The organism is Tenacibaculum sp. SSH1-16, from assembly GCF_040104435.1.
Lineage (GTDB): Bacteria > Bacteroidota > Bacteroidia > Flavobacteriales > Flavobacteriaceae > Polaribacter > Polaribacter mesophilus.
The window spans coordinates 37,990-56,566 of record NZ_JBECOV010000011.1; the positions used below are offsets into that span (position 1 = coordinate 37,990).

Annotated in this window: 25 protein-coding genes; 6 read left to right on the plus strand and 19 right to left on the minus strand. The window is 37.0% G+C overall.

Annotation, left to right across the window (positions count from 1 at the left end; genetic code table 11):
• Positions 1–3 precede the first annotated feature (3 nt).
• Genes ABMY20_RS12585 through ABMY20_RS12675 form a run of 19 tightly spaced genes read right to left on the minus strand, consistent with a single transcriptional unit; the run spans position 4 to position 10,885 of the window.
• Positions 4–483, minus strand: a complete 480-nt coding sequence (locus ABMY20_RS12585) for a hypothetical protein (protein WP_349265441.1) — start codon at positions 481–483, stop codon at positions 4–6.
• A 1-nt stretch (position 484) separates the two neighbouring features.
• Positions 485–1,276 carry a hypothetical protein gene (locus ABMY20_RS12590; RefSeq protein ID WP_349265442.1) on the minus strand — a complete coding sequence of 264 codons (792 nt, stop codon included), beginning with the start codon at positions 1,274–1,276 and terminating at the stop codon, positions 485–487.
• Complete coding sequence (locus ABMY20_RS12595; RefSeq protein WP_349265443.1) at positions 1,273–1,737, minus strand: hypothetical protein; 465 nt, start codon at positions 1,735–1,737, stop codon at positions 1,273–1,275. The genes ABMY20_RS12590 and ABMY20_RS12595 overlap by 4 nt, the downstream gene beginning before the upstream one ends.
• A complete protein-coding gene (locus ABMY20_RS12600) occupies positions 1,727–2,563 on the minus strand; it encodes a nucleotidyltransferase (protein WP_349265444.1) in 837 nt (278 codons plus the stop codon). Before ABMY20_RS12600 ends, ABMY20_RS12595 begins: the two co-directional genes overlap by 11 nt.
• Complete coding sequence (locus ABMY20_RS12605) at positions 2,564–2,863, minus strand: hypothetical protein (protein WP_349265445.1); 300 nt, start codon at positions 2,861–2,863, stop codon at positions 2,564–2,566.
• Positions 2,841–3,344 (minus strand): phage holin family protein, encoded by a 504-nt coding sequence (locus ABMY20_RS12610; protein ID WP_349265446.1) that lies wholly within the window; start codon positions 3,342–3,344, stop codon positions 2,841–2,843. The genes ABMY20_RS12605 and ABMY20_RS12610 overlap by 23 nt, the downstream gene beginning before the upstream one ends.
• A gap of 12 nt (positions 3,345–3,356) precedes the next feature.
• Positions 3,357–3,644, minus strand: a complete 288-nt coding sequence (locus tag ABMY20_RS12615; protein ID WP_349265447.1) for an oxidase — start codon at positions 3,642–3,644, stop codon at positions 3,357–3,359.
• Complete coding sequence (locus tag ABMY20_RS12620; RefSeq protein WP_349265448.1) at positions 3,644–3,859, minus strand: hypothetical protein; 216 nt, start codon at positions 3,857–3,859, stop codon at positions 3,644–3,646. Before ABMY20_RS12620 ends, ABMY20_RS12615 begins: the two co-directional genes overlap by 1 nt.
• Positions 3,859–4,323 (minus strand): hypothetical protein, encoded by a 465-nt coding sequence (locus ABMY20_RS12625; RefSeq protein WP_349265449.1) that lies wholly within the window; start codon positions 4,321–4,323, stop codon positions 3,859–3,861. Before ABMY20_RS12625 ends, ABMY20_RS12620 begins: the two co-directional genes overlap by 1 nt.
• Positions 4,287–4,841, minus strand: a complete 555-nt coding sequence (locus ABMY20_RS12630) for a hypothetical protein (RefSeq protein WP_349265450.1) — start codon at positions 4,839–4,841, stop codon at positions 4,287–4,289. The genes ABMY20_RS12625 and ABMY20_RS12630 overlap by 37 nt, the downstream gene beginning before the upstream one ends.
• 3 nt (positions 4,842–4,844) lie before the next feature.
• A complete protein-coding gene (locus ABMY20_RS12635; RefSeq protein ID WP_349265451.1) occupies positions 4,845–5,846 on the minus strand; it encodes a hypothetical protein in 1,002 nt (333 codons plus the stop codon).
• Positions 5,847–6,464 carry a DUF6046 domain-containing protein gene (locus ABMY20_RS12640; protein ID WP_349265452.1) on the minus strand — a complete coding sequence of 206 codons (618 nt, stop codon included), beginning with the start codon at positions 6,462–6,464 and terminating at the stop codon, positions 5,847–5,849.
• Positions 6,464–6,610: a hypothetical protein gene (locus ABMY20_RS12645; protein WP_349265453.1), complete on the minus strand. Its 147-nt coding sequence runs from the start codon at positions 6,608–6,610 to the stop codon at positions 6,464–6,466. The genes ABMY20_RS12640 and ABMY20_RS12645 overlap by 1 nt, the downstream gene beginning before the upstream one ends.
• 38 nt (positions 6,611–6,648) lie before the next feature.
• Positions 6,649–6,972: a hypothetical protein gene (locus ABMY20_RS12650; RefSeq protein WP_349265454.1), complete on the minus strand. Its 324-nt coding sequence runs from the start codon at positions 6,970–6,972 to the stop codon at positions 6,649–6,651.
• A 30-nt stretch (positions 6,973–7,002) separates the two neighbouring features.
• On the minus strand, positions 7,003–7,419 hold the full coding sequence (locus tag ABMY20_RS12655) for a hypothetical protein (protein ID WP_349265455.1): 417 nt from the start codon (positions 7,417–7,419) through the stop codon (positions 7,003–7,005).
• The gene (locus tag ABMY20_RS12660; protein WP_349265456.1) at positions 7,419–8,660 is read right to left on the minus strand and encodes a DUF2586 family protein; all 1,242 of its coding nucleotides are present in this window, start codon (positions 8,658–8,660) and stop codon (positions 7,419–7,421) included. Before ABMY20_RS12660 ends, ABMY20_RS12655 begins: the two co-directional genes overlap by 1 nt.
• 3 nt (positions 8,661–8,663) lie before the next feature.
• Complete coding sequence (locus tag ABMY20_RS12665; RefSeq protein WP_349265457.1) at positions 8,664–8,858, minus strand: hypothetical protein; 195 nt, start codon at positions 8,856–8,858, stop codon at positions 8,664–8,666.
• Positions 8,859–8,869: 11 nt separating this feature from the next.
• Positions 8,870–9,787, minus strand: coding sequence for a hypothetical protein (locus ABMY20_RS12670; RefSeq protein WP_349265458.1), 918 nt, complete (start codon positions 9,785–9,787; stop codon positions 8,870–8,872).
• A 3-nt stretch (positions 9,788–9,790) separates the two neighbouring features.
• Positions 9,791–10,885 (minus strand): ATP-dependent Clp protease proteolytic subunit, encoded by a 1,095-nt coding sequence (locus ABMY20_RS12675; RefSeq protein ID WP_349265459.1) that lies wholly within the window; start codon positions 10,883–10,885, stop codon positions 9,791–9,793.
• A 140-nt stretch (positions 10,886–11,025) separates the two neighbouring features.
• On the opposite strand from ABMY20_RS12675, the gene ABMY20_RS12680 reads away from it, so the two are divergent.
• From ABMY20_RS12680 to ABMY20_RS12705, 6 genes are read left to right on the plus strand one after another with little or no spacing between them, the layout of a single operon-like run.
• On the plus strand, positions 11,026–11,472 hold the full coding sequence (locus ABMY20_RS12680; protein WP_349265460.1) for a DUF1804 family protein: 447 nt from the start codon (positions 11,026–11,028) through the stop codon (positions 11,470–11,472).
• A complete protein-coding gene (gene terL / locus ABMY20_RS12685; protein ID WP_349265461.1) occupies positions 11,472–13,055 on the plus strand; it encodes a phage terminase large subunit in 1,584 nt (527 codons plus the stop codon). The genes ABMY20_RS12680 and terL overlap by 1 nt, the downstream gene beginning before the upstream one ends.
• Positions 13,055–13,483: a phage protein Gp36 family protein gene (locus ABMY20_RS12690; protein ID WP_349265462.1), complete on the plus strand. Its 429-nt coding sequence runs from the start codon at positions 13,055–13,057 to the stop codon at positions 13,481–13,483. The genes terL and ABMY20_RS12690 overlap by 1 nt, the downstream gene beginning before the upstream one ends.
• A gap of 57 nt (positions 13,484–13,540) precedes the next feature.
• Positions 13,541–16,051 carry a DUF935 family protein gene (locus ABMY20_RS12695; RefSeq protein WP_349265463.1) on the plus strand — a complete coding sequence of 837 codons (2,511 nt, stop codon included), beginning with the start codon at positions 13,541–13,543 and terminating at the stop codon, positions 16,049–16,051.
• Position 16,052: 1 nt separating this feature from the next.
• Positions 16,053–18,029 carry a phage tail tape measure protein gene (locus ABMY20_RS12700; RefSeq protein ID WP_349265464.1) on the plus strand — a complete coding sequence of 659 codons (1,977 nt, stop codon included), beginning with the start codon at positions 16,053–16,055 and terminating at the stop codon, positions 18,027–18,029.
• On the plus strand, positions 18,013–18,576 hold the full coding sequence (locus ABMY20_RS12705) for a phage virion morphogenesis protein (protein WP_349265465.1): 564 nt from the start codon (positions 18,013–18,015) through the stop codon (positions 18,574–18,576). The genes ABMY20_RS12700 and ABMY20_RS12705 overlap by 17 nt, the downstream gene beginning before the upstream one ends.
• Position 18,577 lies beyond the last annotated feature (1 nt).

Sequence of the window (18,577 nt, forward strand, 5' to 3'; positions counted from 1 at the left end):
ATTTTACATTTGAAGTATGATTGGGTTAACTGTGACTGCCGTATCTGACTGTAACCAAATAGTATCATTTGGCGGAAGCCCCACCTGAAAAGTTCTTTTAAACGGGTAAGCACTATCTCCTAAGTCATCCAGTCCCGTGTCCGTTCCTACAATAACTTTTGAAGCTCCATTTATAACCAAAGCAAACAACATTGAATTTTCGGGGAGCACCAATTCGAAAGCGGCATCCACCAATAATGATATTTCGTTGAGTGATTGAAGTCCTTTACCAACTTGACCTTTTAGAATATCAACATCAGTTTTCACAGGGTTAAAAACAGATATTTCAACTTTTTTCGCTAGTATTCCTGGTAACTCATCTACATCGGCTAAAGGGACTTTTTCGTCCTTACCTCGTATCCAATTAAAAAAAGCATAAAATTGTGTCTGTGTTGGCTTGTCACCTGTTTTAAACCAACCTTTTAGTGTGTCTATAAAAGCCATATTAATTATTTTCTATACATTCAATAAACATTACTACTCGATAAGGCGGAAGATTATTATGTGGCTTATCATTACCCATATACTTTGTAAAAGCTTTGGACAAACTTTGATTTCTATAGTCGCTACCTGATACCAAATACCCGTTCCCGTCATCGCCTCCCGCTTGGTTATTTTCAAAACCAAAACGATGTCTAGGCATTTCTGCTATTGTTAAGCGATGTGTTTTTTCACCACCTATTTTCCCCAAGTAATTAAATTCATATTCCCCAGGCGAAAATCCTACAGGCATTCTTCCCCTCCAGTTTACTACTTCACGCCACCCTTCAGGAATTTCACTTGCAGGCTTATTCCAAAAAACCATTGCTCCACCACTTGTAAACACCGAAGCTCTTTTTTCTAGCTTGGCAATTCTTGTAGTTAAAGAGGCTAACGGGTCAAATCTTTTAAACTCGCTCCAGTCTACAGAGCTACCATCGCCCGCAAATCCAAAAGTGGCATAACGATTTTTATATACTCCTTTAAGAGTTCCGTCCTCAAACTCTACTTTCTCCTCTTCCTCAATAATCACAATGTTATCGATTTCAGTCCCGCCTTTAAAAAATAGCAGCTCCCCATTATAATAGATATAACCGTCGCTAACTGTTTGCCCACTAGCTACACAACCACTAATAATTGTTTTATCTCCTGCCATCGCACCAAAAGCACTAAGTGACTTATTAGCTTGTTGTAAAAAATCGAGGGTATTTGTCTCAAGAGGAAAGCCTCCTGTTTGTAAGAAGTCTATTAAATTCATTCTCCTATAATTTTATAAGCTGTTCCTGCTTCGTTAAAAATTTCAATCCATTTTATTAGTTCCAATTCCCTAGAGGCTAAAATCTTCTTTGGAACGTACACTATATAATCAATACCCGTATCGGCAAAAGCTGATTTATCACGTATATAAATTTTACCTAAATACACGGGTTTTTGTTCTGCCCTTGTATAAATGTATTGGCGATTGTATTGGTTTCCGCTACCTATACGTATGCGCCTTAATTCATTATCAAATACATCATTCAAAGCCTTACGCAAGTAGCAAACCTGCCCATTATGATTTAATATAAATTCGTCAATCGCTTTCTTTTGTAAAAAATCGTAGTGAATATTGACTATTGGTGTTACCAAACTTTTTACAAAAGCAATCATTTTAGGCTTTCTTAGTCTGATTACAAGTAAGTTTACCGCCCATATATAAAAATCTATATTATACCACATAATTGACATTATTAAAGTCCACTATTTCAAAGTATCCGCTTGCAGGTATCTTGCTAACTTCAATGTATTGAGGTGTTCCGTAAGCATCATTGGCAGGATCTAAAGAGCTGCTTTTTACCTCTATGATATGAGCTATTTTAACTCCCCTAACAAGCTGTAACTTATCAACTAAACTCTGCAATACTAACTCGCCATTAAAAGGCAATTCTTTCATAAACTCCTGAAGTGCATCTTCTACGGGTTTATTTCCATCAAGTATTGATATACCATTTACGTCAAGAATGAGCGGGTCTCTATATATTCGTAAGTTCAAGTAGAGTTTATCTGCTAAATGATTGATTATAGTTATCTCTCTTCCTGCCCATTTTACTTCCTCGAAATATTCCTCGAGTGCGTTTTGTTCTCCTGGTTCTATCGGAGACAATTTACCTTCCTTTTCCGTAGCAACTTTAATTACAATAGAACCTCTTGTAGCCCCATTACTTGCAGTAGCATATTTTATAATTTTTGAAGCTTCTATTTGCTCTTCAGTAGCTTCTCCGTTAATATATTTATCAGTACCAGGAATTAAGTCAAAACCATATTGAAACTCTAAAGCCTTTGAACGATACCAAGGCAACGTTCCCGATTTCTGATTATCTAAACGGTAATCCACATAAGTACGATGTTCTCTGTGCATTTTTCGCAAATCAATACCACATACGGCCACGATATAAAACAGTAAATTCCACACAGAAACCTTACTACTACTGTTTAAGTCCTGCAATGCGGATTCGTTGTTTTTAACCGCAATCATTTCATTTTTTATATCCTGTACGTCGTTCATTTAACTTACTTTAAAATCTATTCCTATTGCCCAACATCCTATACCTTCACAACCTACGATATCATCAATATTTGACTTCGTTAATCCAGTTGCAGGTCGTATTGCATTGTTTTTATAGTACTGTAAAATCCCCTCATCTTTTACCAACTCTTCAGGCACTTTTAATTCCACTCCAGGAACTAAATTGTCTGAAGGAGTCAGTCCGTTATCCCTAGCCAATTCAAGAGCGTTTATCGCATCACCCGTTAATTGAACTGCTAAATCAAACAGCGATTGATTATTTAGTACTGTTACTAGCATCGTTTTTTAACTTGTTTAAAAATTGCTCCAACATGTTTTTAATAATTAAGCTAATTGTTTTAAACACATACGTTACTGCATCATACTCAGTTATGTTTTTTCTTGAGTAAATTGCACCCGCATTTCCAATTACAGAATAACCTTCAGCTATGGCAAGCGCTATCAACAAAGTATTAACCACTTTTACAGCATTAGACTTGTCAAACAAGCTCCACATTAACCCAACAACAATCGGGATTGAAAACATTACAGCCTTTACAGCAATTCCTTTTTTTGCTATGTCTGAAGACGGGTTTGGTAAGTCTTTTACTCTTCTTGCTTTCCAAGCTCCAAAAGCCATATCTAAAACCATAAAAACCACTAATACAGTAAAAGCATGCGTGTCAATTCCTTTACTATGTAACCAGGCATAAGCACATACAAGCGCATAGCTGATTGCTTGCATTATCCCTTTCAATGTTGTATCTATTTGATATTTCATTTTAATCTTTGTTTATTGTATTTTAATCTTTAAGTTTTCAAACCCTTCAGACAAATCAATCTCAGGATTTTTAAATCCGATATACTCTAATTGAACTTTTAAATCACGTTTAAACTCTACTTCAGAAACATCGCTTTTAACGTAGTTGATTGCTCCAAATCCGACCAAAGGAAATTCTTTAAACTCTCCCTTATTCGCTAGTATTAAAGTTTCAACAGATTGCTGTTTTGCATCTCCAATAACCAAATCACCGTCAACGATTAACAAGTCGCCATTTTCGTCTAATAATATATCTTTCATCACTCTTTAATTACTCCAGTTCCTGTAACCGTTCCACCTGATTGACTTGTTCCTGTAACCGTTGTTTCTCGTCCGATAACAAAGTCAGCTATTGCTTGAGCTTCCTTTTCCGACATTTCTCTTCGTGCAACGGCAGGGTTTATGTTTGGGTTGTTAGAATATTCGTCTTTAATACTCTGAAGCCTTTGCGCTAAATCATTTACACTAATTGCCATTACTTAAATATCTTATTAAATCTACTTCGGATACTGTTCATTGCTCCGACGTTGATTGTGTTTCCTTGTATGACTAAAATTTTATTTACCTCGTCAATCATATCGTTATAAACTGACTTGAAATTTTCGCCCTGGTTAGATAGTTTTATTCCTGAATTATCTGCGTCTAATTCAAATTGTTCAATCTTAATTTGTACGCTATCCACCTCAGTCCATTTAACTATCGATGTTTCGGCAGGGGCATTTTCTACTTCAAGAACCAATACTTCAGAACCTATTTTTGGAAACACGATAAACGTGTTTTTAAAGTTTCCTGAAACTGCATTTAAACGAACATCCAAAAGCTCAGGTAATCCATCTCTAACAACCGTACAAGTATCTCCAGTAATTTTAGAAACTACACCAATACTCGTTTTACCTTTTGGTTCTAAAGCGACTTTAACAGCCTGAATAAACTTTTCCATTGTATTTTAGTTACTAACCATACTAACAACACAAAAGCCGATGTTTTCCCATGTCCTATCCATAACTTTTGCCACCAGGTTAATTCCCTTGGCACTTCCACAGGTGGCAGCACTACCGTTTTTGTGATTGTCTTTTGTTCCTGGACAAACTTTTCTTTCCATTGAAAGAATAACCTTTGTGCTTCAGCTTCACAAGACACTTCTAATACATTGCCATGGAGACTAACATCAGGGGTTTTTAAATATTTCCCTGACTTTTTAGTTTCTTTCACAGGTGTTTCTTTTGTTGGAGTTGATGCGGTTTCAAGTGGTTTTAAGACAGGTTTATTATTTACACATTCAATCCATGACTTATAAAAAGAACTGTCTTTTTCGACTTCGAATACTGTGTCTCTTATAATCAACTCAGTTATTTTATTGGTTTCGGTTTTTGTAGTTTCGACGGGAGCTTTTTGTGATGAACAACCAACAAGGATGAACAAATAAAAGCACGTTAATACTCTATAAATTGTTTTCATTTTTTACTTGATTTTAAAGGACAGTTTATTTTCTCTTTTATAGCCCTCAGTTTTATTAATTGTAACAATAACACTCTCTATAAACAGCGTCATATCTCTATGCTTATCAGGGTAGTTTAAATCGATTATTTCAGCGTTATCACCTGCCTTAGTAACTGGTATTGCCCAACTGTCAATACTTCCTTCGTAACCGTTAAAGACGTTATCTTTATGAGCTTTTTCAACCCATTCTTTTACTTCAGACAAACTAAGGTTTAAAGGAAGGTGTAGCGTTCTGTGGTCGCCTGATTCGTCGCCAAACTCATAGGTAATTTTCTTTGAAGTACCTGTTTGATGACTGATACCTTTATAAAAGCGTTTGCGCTGCTCTTTGGTGATATACTTCAGACTGCTAGACTTACGAATATTTCGCCCAAAAACAAACGTGTGTGTTGTTCCTGGTTTAAAATCGATTGAAAGGCCTGCTATAAGTTTCTTACCTTTAAAGTAGCATCGAATACCGTATTGTTGCTTCAGCTCTTCAATCACTTTGTAAGGAGTAGCGTTTTCAATCATAAACTTTCCTAAAGGCATTTGCAAAGCTTCAACTTCGTATTCAGGAGCTAAAAACTTAACAAGGTCTTCTAAACTCACAGAAGCAAAAGTCTTGTTAACTTTTGGTTTCTTCTTGAGCTTATACATTTCATCCTCGCATGTTAATACTAAAGGAATATCTGCCCCGATTTCGTCTACATACCCCTCAAATTCAGTCGTTAAATTTCCATTATAACCTGCCTCAATTTTGATGGTGTGTCCAGGGCTTATAAAGTCTAAAATGTTTCGTTGTACTAATGACAAACCTTGGTCGCCTTGTCGGGCATTTTTAAACTCTCTTGGTAGAGATATTTTTGCTATGTCAGAGAACTTTTCGACTGTGTTTTCTATTCTCACAGAATCCACAGCAGTAAATTGAACTAAATCGTTAATAGTAACCTTAACATCTATATTGTAATAGTGGTAATTCATTTACAACGGTTTTAAAAGCGTGTAAAAAACTCCTTTCTTACTCTTAGCTGATAAGTTAATTTGTATCGTGTCCTGGAAACCTTCTACTGGAGTCACATTGACTGATGTAAAATAAATACTATCTATTTCGTGTGCATAAAATTGCTCACCAACAACTTTTACTACGTCGTTAAACTGAAATAGACGTGTCAACTGATTAATTTTATCTTTTGGATACTGTCTGTTTTTTACATCTATCAACACACCTCTAATATCAATTATCCACGGACTTGTCGACCAACGCTCGACAACAAAATCATCACTCCCCGACGGCTCAGTTTCAATGAGCTGCTTTTCTCTCGAGAAACTCATAATTAATGGCGGAGCGTAAATGTTAGAATCATCCCCTGAAAGCATTTCAGTAAAAACCAGTTTTTGAGCATCAAACTGGAAAATAACTTTTTCAGAATCTTTATTGTAATCACCATAATACTCAACTGAATAATCGCTATTAGACAGCTCCAATTCTTCATTCTCTTGAGCATTAACAACCGCAAAGTTTACACTAACACCCTTGGCATTAATTCCAAAAGCTGCTTGATACCTTTCCGCTAAATTGATTACAATAGATTCTGACATTATTTTTGTTTCTTAACACTTAAAATTCCTTGGTCGGCTAACCAGTTTACTTGCGCCCATTTAATAGCCCAAACATCATCGGACAAATCTTCAGGAAAAGGAATGTGTAAAAAATGAGATATTAAAGCATCAGCTTTAAAATACAAGTCCTTTCCTGGGGCAACATTGAGTCCAGGGCAACGCTCTAGACTTTCCCAAACTTTCCCTGGCGGATAGGCATTAAATCAGTTAATAACCCTACAGCAGCATAAAACAACCCATCATCAGCCATTACTTCCTCTTTGTTGGTTAACAAACAGTTTTTAACTAGGATTTCCTGTCCTTTTTTTGGGTCTGAGTTCATAAACTTCATACTTTGACCTACTACCGAACGAGTAGGAATAACAGCTAACACTTCAATCTCATCAACTCCAACATCATCTAATGGTAAAATCAAAGATTTTAACTTATGTCCGTGTTCTTTTTTAAGGTTTTCTTTTACTTCTTTTGGTTGTGCTTTTAAAGCCATTTTAAATATTGTTTAAAGGTTAAATTTTTACTATGCTGCTACGTCTAATTGCACATCAAGCGCAAATAATTCGTATTCTTTTTCTAGTCCCATATCGCCAGTTACGTCTCTTCCTTCGTTTTTAAACTTGGCAACAATTTTATCCACAACGATTACATTAAAATCGTTTACAAACTCCACCGTAATAGTGAAAGGTTTAATTTTCATTATACTTCCATTAGCAGCTCGTTCTAATGGAATGATATCGTGCATTGCTATTCCCATCGTTGCGTTTGGGTTAATTTTACCCATAGACCATGAGGTCGCTTTATTTCCTAAAGAAAAATTAAGCTGATGGTCTTGCTCGTTTCCGTAAACAATTTTACTTACCTCAATAGGAGCGCCATTTATATAGGCCTTTACATCGCCTGAATCATAGGCTTTTCCGTTTCTAATTATTTCAGCCATTATATTTGAGTTTTAAGATTGATTGTTCCTGATATCTCATCAATGTTTCCTTTCGGTACAATTTTGTAAGAGACCCTCAGCGTTTTGTCTACCAACAAATCGCTCTCTTTATCAACTGTGGTTTTACCAAATGTGATTTCACCACGTTTCTTCATATCCTCGAAAATCTTATCTCCTAAATCTTCCAAAGCGACAACTACTCCAGGAGTAAGTTTTCCTGTTTTTGGGTCAACAGGCCAATCGGTTTTTACTTTTGGTAAATACACAGCTCTTAAAGCTCGAACCGCTTTGTCGTGAACACGACCATAAGCAATTGTATGTTCGTTTGTAGAATAGTTATCATCGACAACAATAGGTGTGCAGGTATGGTCGTTGTTTATTCTTACCCCTGCGATTCCTGAATACTCTACGCCAAATAAATACCCTTTGTCTTCTAATATTTGTAAATCCTCAAAAGTATTTTTGTTGGCTACATGAGAAGAAAGCCCTGGTTCAATCCAAGTTTTCTTAATCTCATCCGTTAGATTAAATAGCTCGTTATTTCCAACATCTTGATTAACCTTAGCCTTAGAACATACCCCTAAAAGCGTACCTACTTCAGCAAACTTTTTAGCATCGTCTTGTCTTGTTTCTGCATAAGCAAAATCCTGACCGATAAACACACTAACTTTAGGAGCGCTTAAATCAGGAATCTCTCGTAAATGCAAAGCACTTGTCGCATTCCCTCCAAAATAATACCCTTCTAAGAATACTTGACACGGCATATTGTAGCTATACGCCCAATCAGCCAAACCTTGTGCTTTAACAATAGCGTCGTGTACGTCTTTTGGAATACCGTCTAACATTGTTGGAGGTGTACCAGGAACAACATTTGCAGCAACGGCTAATTGCTTAATTTTTCCTTTAGCGTGCGTAAGCAAGCTTTTAGCTTTTAGCTCGCACATATCGCTCATTGAAGTTGCTTGAGCAACTAACATCAAATGTAATTCTGTTCCTTCGCCTGCATTACGGTAAAACTCCGAAACATGACGGAACACATTTACTTTATTTGTATTGTCAAAAGCTTGAGTAATCCCTAAGTCTTTAGCGCCTTTTAAAGTGTAAATAGTTGTTGGAGTATCTAACAAAAGGGAATCAGGAGCAGGTGCTCCTATAATGATTCCACTTATTGCATCAGTTCCACCCAATCTATTGACACCAATTTGGCCTTTTTCAATATTAACCGCATTTAAGTCTGCCATGGCTTAGTCTTTTTTTACTTGTCTTTTGACTCTTTGTAATTTACTTGCATCACGCTTACCGTCTTTGTCTTTTGGTAAGCTGTTAAGGGCATAGCTTTCTTCAGTAAAAAATTCTCCTTTTGGATTGATGAGAACTTCATCTACTGAAGGCTTGTCTTTGAAAATTTCCGCTACTATTTTTCTTTGCTCTTGTGTCATGATTCAAAGTTTTATGCTGCGTTACCTGAGATAATAGCTGCAAATCCGTGTTCTTGTTTTTTATCACACAACCCGTAAGAATGTAATCTCATTTCATTCTTAGGGTCTTTAGAGCGTGTATCTGTTTTACGCTCTGTTTTAAGCACGTCAACTCCTTCAATATGATATACCGTATTTGGTGCATAGAAAAAGATTGATGCTTTTTGATCGGTTGCTACTGGTGTAGACCCTAACGATTTTAAGTTTCCTGTTGCATCGTAAAAAGGGCAATCGTTGTTTTCAAAGAATTTAATCTTGTAAAAACGAATTAACTTTCCTGTTTTTTGGTCAATAACAATATCTCTATTGTTATTAGTTGAGGCACGGTCTTTGATTAAGTCCGTAGCATGGTCGTCACTCAACACCATATACCAACTATCCTTATCATTTAGATTTAATTTTTGCAGTTTAGCATAGAAATTAACTAAGTCATCATAGGTTAATCGTTTTCTACCATCAACGTTTTCTCCAGTTGTTCTTACTACAGGCATTTTTGTGCTGTTAGCAGCTGGAGCTAATTTGTGTAAGACATAATTACGCACACCAATTTTCCAAGAATTTGTATGCTCCACACGAATCGCTGCATCTTTATCAAAGGCCATTGCACGTAATTCAGCATCTGTACACTCTGTCGGTTCTGTATCCAACTTATCATACTCCACTAACGTTTTTTTACCTGCCATTGCTTTAGGCACAAAGTCAGAGTCTTTATTCACGTGAAAACCTATGTTATTTACAAGACGGTTAAAACGAATACCATCCTTATCAATTGCTGCGGGATTTGGGCGCTTTAAAACACCCATGAAGTCATCCTCATAGTTTCTAAAATCCTCTAATAATTGAGGCTCTACATATTGTTCAAGCCACAATCCATCTACTTCTCCTGCCATTTCTTAGTCTCTATTATATTTAGCGTTAAACAATTGATTGAATTGAGCAGGGTTTTTCTCAGCCATTGCTTCCAATCCTTTTCTGTCCTCTTTTTGCCACTTGTCAAAATCCCAATCAGCTCTTGCGTCAGAACCGTTGTTTTGAATTAGGCTTGTTACGTTAGGCGCTTGAGTTTTAGCACTAGCAGTTCCTAAAACTGTCATTAAGGCGTCAACTCCTGAAGTCTGTCCGATATTCTCGTAAACAGCTCGCTGCTCTTTTTCAAATGTTTTTCCCTCGTGTTGGTCTAAAACAGTTTTTACTTGAGCTTTGACGTACTCCTTCAGCTTCTTTTCAGCGTCGTCCTTTTCGGCTTCCGCTTTTGTAATTCTCGCTTGTACAGCTTCAATAATTGCTGTATCCGAACTTTGAGCAGTAAATCCAACCAAGCCCAAAGCAGTAATTAATGGTTGTTTCATATTTGAATTTCTATTTAATATTTCAGTTTTTGAGGTAGGAAAATCGTAGGTAAGTAAGGAAGCATACATATTGTACACTTCTTGATTCCCCATGCTTTCAGGGTTCTCAATAGGACGAGCTGTCTTTACTATTGAAGGAATGATTTTAGATACCAATCCAAGCTCCAAACATTCTTCAGCATTTAACCAATGGTCGCTACCGTCCATCCATTTTTCTACAAACTTTCTCGACTTACCAGTTCGAGCCATTAATTTTGAAATGAAGTTTTTCTCCATCATTCTTAATAGCTTAGCTTCGGCTTCTTTGTCTTTAGCATTGCCATAAGACCCTGAAGAGGGCGCATGTATCATTACATACCCGTTTTCTACGATTTCAACATTATCGTGCGAAACCATTATTATAGCACCCATACTGGCAGCCATTCCGTCGATAACAAGTTTCTCAATGTTATCAGACTTATTTATCGCATTGTATATTAAATCACCGTCAAACACACATCCTCCAGGAGTGTACAATCTCACTTCTATATTGTCATACTCAGCTTCTAGCCTTGATAAATGCGACACAAAATAGTGTCCGTCTCCCCACCAAATATCACCGTACGCGATAAGTAAATTTTTATCAGTCTTTATAATCATTGTTTCCCTTGATTTTTTCCAATCTTATCACAAACATACGCCTGCATAATGGGGTAAAAAAGATTATCCGCAAGGGTTGCAACTATTTGTTTTTAAGTGAATTAAAGTTTGGATTTTTGAAAAAAATCTAACCTAAATCCATGGCTAAAAGGACAAATAAAGAAACGTTAAGAGCGCTTGCAGAAAAGATGTTTGTGGAACAGGGAATGACCGCCAAGGCCATTGCTGAGGCAATAGATGTCACACAACAAACTATTGGAAGATGGCGTAAAGGTCATGGAGAAAACCCGATTAGTTGGGATGAAAAAAGAAGGTCGTTTTTAGCAGCTCCCCACAACATTAAAAAGACATTGATGGATGAGCTTACCAAAGTAGCTGAAGGGAAAGACGCAAGCATCGATGTAAAAGCGCTTGCTAGTATTACTCGAGTGATTGAAACTTTATCGGATAAAGTTTCAGTACAAATCGTCTACACCGTATTTCGTGAGTTCGACAACTGGATGGCCGAACAAGACCCTGAGATTGCAGTTTCATTTTTAGAGTGGCACAAACTATTCCTATTACATAAAGCACAACAAGAGCAATAATGAGTGATGTAGGGTTAAATAAGACGTTAGAAAAGCTTTTAAAGCAATATGATGCGCACTGTAAATCGGTGTCGCAAGCTACCTTTATTAACATCAATCAAACCCCTGCGGAAAGACGAAAGTACATTAAAGAGCTTGAGAAAGATTATGCTCGTTGGTTTACTGAGTTGTTTCCTTTTTACGCCAAAAGTGAATGCGCTTGGTTTCATAAAAAACTGGCGAAACTTTTAATAGAAAATGACATTTGCAACCTACTTGCTGAGATTTACAGGTCAGGTGCTAAATCGGTTCATTTATGTATGGGGATTCCTTTATACTTATATGTAACAGGAAAGCTAAAATTCATGCTTTTGATAGGCCAAACAGAACCCAAGGCCAAAAAGCTAATTTCAGACATCCAAGTGCAACTCACCCATAATAGAAGATTCATTCACTATTACGGAAAAAAATTCAAGTTTGGAGATTGGGCAGACGGAGATTTTTCTACAACCGACGGAGCTAAATTTAAAGCGATGGGTATCGGTCAGTCGCCTCGTGGACTTCGTGAAGCGGAACAAAGACCCGATTATATCGCCGTTGATGATGTTGACACCAAAGAGAGATGTAATAATGATGAGAGAAGCAAAAAAGCTGCTGATTGGGTATGGGAAGATTTAAAAGGTACGTTCGATGAAGGTTCAGAACGTCAACGATTTGTCGTTGCAAACAACAATTTTCACAAAAACACCATTATAAACCAACTCAAAAAAGACTTCGAGCGTAACAATAAAAAAGCGAAGGAACACGGTTTTAAAAAAACACATTTTATCGTGTCAGTAAAAGCGGTTAAAAACCTTACCACTTTCGAACCTGAATGGCCTGAGAAAACATCCGCTGCACATTGGAAAGAAAAGTACCACACTACACCTTATCGCTCTTTTATGCGTGAGTATATGCACGCACATATTGTAGAGGGGTCAATTTTCAAAAACAAGCAAATACAATACAAACAACGTTTACAATACAGACAATACGATGCGATTTGTCTTTATGGCGATTTATCATATAAAATAGCAGGAGATTTCAAAGCCTTAGTACTTGTAGGGAAAGCAAAAAGAGAATTTCATATACTGGATTGTTACGTGCGTCAAACTTCAAGACATAACGCTGCACTATGGCTTTACGAAAAAGTGGAAAGCGACAACCTTTTAAAAAATAATGTGAGTTACTGGATTGAAGGACTGTTTGCACAAGATGAGTTTGTAAGCGATTTTGATTTAGTGGGCGACGAGCTTGGTTGGTATGTTCCTGTAGTAGCTGACAAAAGAAGCAAGAGTGGAAAGTTTGACCGTATCGAAAGTATGGCAGGTTACTTTGAACGGGGTAATGTATGGTTTAATAGCGCTATTGAAAATAGTACAGACTGCCAAGAGTTAGTCAATCAACTTTTAGCCTTCCAAAAAGGTAGTGGTGCGCATGATGATGCTCCCGATGCTTTACATGGTGCAATATTGAAACTAAATACAGCAGCTATTGTAAACTCAATACCACCTAGAACCACCAGTCGTAAAGAAATTAACAAAACCAAAAAAAACAGATACTAATGGCCTTTATAACAACTGAAGATTACACCGCTTTAATACGCAACGAAATAAAAGCAATTCTTTTAGAGGATTACTCAGACACCAAATTAAATGCGGCAGAGCAAATGGCTATATCTCAAGTAAAAAATTACTTAGCAGGTAAGTATGATATAGAGGCCATTTTTACAGCTACTGGAGAAGCTAGAAACAAACACATTGTAATGATTGTATTGGATTGTACTCTATACCATTTATATACAAGTGTCGCTAGAAAAAAAATGCCTGATACAAGAGCTAATAGATATCAAGATGCTATCGACTGGCTCAAAGCTGAAAAAAGCGCAACAACTCCTTCTGCGGATTTACCTCGAATTAAAGACGAGAATGGAGAAGAACTACAAGGGATAAAAATAACCTCTAAATACAGACCGTCAAATCAACGTTGGTAAAACAACCTTTAAAAAGGCTTTAAATTCATTTTTAAGCCTATTAACAGAATACACAATATGAAAGTACTTAAAAACATTTTAGGTTTTGATATAGGCATTAAAAAGAGTTCGCCACAATCCGCAGCTAATAGTGGAAATACTAAAGGAAGAAGAAACCCAAAAATCACAAAAATTGGCGAGCAGTTTAAAGACACTTCAAGAAAAGATATTGATAAGTGGAGAATGGCTTTAAAACTAGCACAACATCCGACTGAGCCTAAACTAGATGTGTACTATGATTTAGTTGACGACCTTTTAACAGACGGACATTTACAATCGCAGATTCAAATGCGTATAATGTCAACACTAAACACACCTTTTCATGTTTATAACAGAAAAACACGAGAAACGAATGAGGAGGTTACTTATATACTAAACCAACAATGGTTTTACAAGTACCTAGAGCGTAACACCCAAAAAATAATATTTGGCTGCACCTTGGTGGAGTTTTCAGAGTTCAACTACGAACTTATTAAACACCATGTAATACCACGAAGAAACGTTATATCAACGCAGCAAAAAATCGTACCCGATTTACAAAAGCCTGGTTTCATTGATTACTCTGACGAGTTCTTTAAAGCTTGGTTAATTCAAATCGGGGAGAGTGGCGATTTAGGAATCATAAACAACATCATTCCAAACCTTATATGGATTAAAAATGTAACACAAGCATGGGCTGAGTTTTGCGAGAAATTCGGGATGCCGTTAATCACAGCAACAACTACCACTTCAGACACCGCAACAATCGATAACGTTCACGCTATGTTGTTGGAACTTGGAGAAGCTTCGGTGGGTACATTCCCGCACGGAACACAAATACAATTCCAAGAAGCGAGCAGAACAGATGCTTACAACACGTATTTACAATTCATAAAAACAAATCAAGATATTATAAGCAAGCAGCTTGTAGGTTCTACCATGTTATCCGACCAGGGAACTAATAGAAGTCAAACAGAAGTACACGAGCGCTCTTTAGATAACAAAATAGCCTTGGCCGACAAAAGAGAAATAGCCTTTAATGTAAACGACCAGTTATTCCCTTTATTAAGATTACAAGGTTACAACATATCTGAAGACGACGTATTCGAGTTCAAAACAGCAAAGGAAGAAATCAAGATAACTGAACTATGGAACATCACTAGCGGGCTACTTGACAAAGGGCGAGAAATACCTGACGAGTGGCTTTCAAAAACTTTCAACATACCAATTGATGGCAAAAAAAAAAGCCCAATAACACCGATTAAACAGCCTGAAAACAAGCTATACAAATATCCTGAAAACTGCTGTCCTTCACAGGTTACAGCTTTAGGTAAAAACATAACCAGGGAACTACAAAAATTAACAAGAGACCTGATTAAAGCATTGCACGAAAAAAAGGACACTTCGGGTATTATTGGTAAAATGATAGCTGCTGAAGGTTTAGAATTGTTTAACGGATTAAGGTCTGCGGTTACTCCTAAATCTGCATATACATCACCTGACTTACTAATGCTTCAAATGATGGAGTACAACATCTTTGAGTTTGCAGCCAGTAAGTCAGAAGCTCGCTTGGCCTCAATGACAGAGCTGTTAATCGATAAGGAAAACCAAAAACTAAGAGAGTTTAACGAGTTTAAAAAGCTTGCTGAGAAAGAAGTAGGACAACTCAATACAAACTACTTGTTAACGGAATACAATCTATCGGTTGCCGTAGGTCAAAACTCAGCGGCTTTTGTTCGCTTTATGGCCGAAAAGGACACAGTTACAAATCTTGTTCAATACAGAACCGTTGGCGATGATAAAGTAAGGAGCGCTCACCGTGTTTTAGATGGTTTAATTTTCGATTTAAACGACAAGGAAGCAATGGACTTACTAGCTCCAAACGGATACGGTTGTCGTTGTGAATTTGTACAATATTTAGGAGACCTTAAACCAACATCAGGAAAAAGAGCCAAAGAACTACTTAGAGAAAGCGACCCTAAATACAAAGGTTCAGCCTTTGAAGTGAACAGAGCAAACCTAGCTCAAGTATTTACTAAAAAAGAATTTTACACCAGTACTAAAAACCTTGCAAGTACTATCGATAAAATGACTTTTGGAAACTACGGTCTTAAAGCTTTTAAAGCCTTTAAAGACTCTTTAAAGAAGGTTTCAATTGACAAAACCATTACAAAGACAAACGCCAAAGAGCTATTTAAAAAATCAGGAACAATCACAACCAACGACAAGAAGGTCGATTTTATGGGATTTGATGATTACTTAAAAAGAAAGATGATACTAACTGAAGATATTTTTAATAAGCATATTGATAGTAACGAGTTTTCACTATTTCCACTTATTAAAGAAGCTTTAAAGTCCCCTGATGAAGTTTGGTATCACGATTTCAAAAAAGGCGTTTTTAAATCAAGATACCTAAGATTTTTTAAAGACGGCATCCTGGTTATTGATGGAGACCTGGAACAGAACCAAGGACTAAAAATAACTTCTTGGAAGATGGTAAAAAATGACAGCAAGGACTTACGAAAAGGACTTTTAATAAAAACAAAATAACATGGGAGCATCTGCAAAACTTACAATGTTGATTGACTTGAGTAAAAAGCTTTTCAACAATAAAGTAACAAAACTCCGTAAGAAGTTTAACCAAAACATCGATAAGATGAAAATCAAGTATCAAAGCTTGATTAATGAAGTACCACTTTTAGGTAAAGCTTTTGAATTAGCCACAAACCCCATAGCCTTAGCCACAGCTGCTATGCTCTCCTTTGGAGCGCTCTCGGCGAAAGGGGTCGCCGCTGTAGAAAAGTTTGATTCCGCTTTCCTACCTATTAGACAGCTAAACCTTGACAAACCAAGGTCAGAACTAGACGAGTATAGAAGCGACATAAGGGACGCTGCGTTCGATGTAGGCGCTAACTTGGTTCAAGCAACTAACGCAATGTACGACTTACAAAGTGCTACAGGAACGTATGGCGATGACGCTATAGCAATATTTAAAAAAGTAGGTAGGTATTCAAACGCTACAGGTGCAAACATCAACGATGCCATGAACGCCACCACAAAGAGTATGAAAGCCTTTGGAATTGGCGTGAACGAAATTGACAACCTCTTAGCTTCAAACGCTAAAACGGTTCAGGTCGGTATTACAACCTTTGACGAACTAGCCAAGGTACAAACAGAATATGCAGGAGCGACAAGTGCAGCAGGTCAAACCGTTGACGTTGGTAACAAGATATTTGCCATGTTTACCTCTATTTCCAAAAACTCAGATATTGCAGCCAATCAAACAAAAACGTTTTTTCAAAGTTTAGGAGCGCAAGCTGAGAACATAAAGAAGCATTTGAATATTGATGTTTTTAACGCTGACGGCACAATGAAAGAAGCCGATAAGCTCTTGATTCAAATTAGCGACAAGTTCAAAACAATGTCGGACAAGGACATTACCAACGTAATTAATAAAATTGGTGGAGCTGAAGGTTTAAGAGCTGCTTTATCAAAAGTGAAGACGGGAGCTGAAGATATGATAACCACGTTTAATGCTTTTGACAGTTCTGCTTTTAGCTTAAAAGAAGCTTTAGAAAATGCTGAAGGCGATTTTGCTATAATGAAATCAACGTTTTATAATCAACTTGAGATGACATTCTCAAAGCTTGGCGAAAAAGTGCTTCCATTTGTAGCGGGCATCTTTGATATGTTATCACCTGCTTTGCGTTTTGTGTACGAGAACTTTGACGACTTAACAACCCTGATAACGACGGCTATTCCTGTCTATACAGGGCTTATGATTTTCTTTAAAATACAAAAAGCTTTCCAAGCAGCAGCAGCAGCTACCAAAGGATTAACATTTGCACAATGGGCATTGAATGCTGCTATGGCTGCCAACCCTGTAGGACTTATTGCAGCTGCTATCACCTTATTAATAACGTTGATTGTTTTCGCTATTAAAAAGTTTGATACTTGGGGTTCTGTTATTTTAAATATGCTCGGCCCTATAGGGATGCTTATAAATGCTGTAATGCTCATAAAAAGAAATTGGGACAGTATCGTGGAAGCTTTCAAGTCTGAAGGCATCATTGGTGGTTTAAAACGAATAGGGCTTGTGCTACTGGATACATTAATGCACCCACTACAAAGAATACTTGGATGGATAGCTGAAGTAACAGGATGGGATTGGGCGAAAAACGCTAAAAACCAAGTGGAAGCCATAAGAGCCAAGTTAGAATTGATATCTCCTGAAGAAAAGAAAAAAGAAAAAGAAAAGCAGGAACAGGAATCTAACAAGGGAGTCTATGGAGACGGCACGAAAACACCTACCAACTCAACGAATCCTGATGATAAGTTGAAAAACGATGTAACTAAAGTTACTGGTGAAGCTTCAAAAGTAAGAAACATCACCATAACAATAGATGCACTAAACAAAGGAGGCATTAATATCAAAGGAAGCGAAACAAGAGGACTAACGTTACAAGACGTTGAAAATTGGTTTAACGAGACCATGATGAAAACTATTAGAAATGCTGAACAATCGTAATAAAATGAGTGTAAAGTTTCAAGACGACTTCTTTAAAAAGCTTGAGAAAATTGACAAGCCTGCATTCCTGAAGAAAATGACAAATGAAGCGGGGATATTGGCTGTCAACTTTTCTAAAGAGCGATTTCGTGCTAAAAATTGGGTTGATAGAAGCCGAGAAAGTTGGCAAGCTAGAAAACGAAAAGGGAGAGGCTCGTTATTAAGTCAATCAGGACGACTAAAACGGTCTATTCGCAAACTAGCTGAAGGGAATTATTATGTTTTTATAGGTACTGATGTACCATACGCCCAAATCCATAACGAAGGTGGAACTATCAACAAAACGGTGTCCGTAAGAAGTCATAGTCGTAAAATAAACTCAAGAAGACGAAAGACTAAAAGAGGAAACGGAAAACCCGTAAAAGCTACAACTAAAGTAAGAAGCCACACACGTAGAATGAACCTACGTATCGCTAAACGTCAATTTATGGGCGAGTCCGCAGTTCTAACCAGGAGAATTGAAAGACACATGCACAAACGAGTAATTAACGAATTAAAAAAGAACTAAT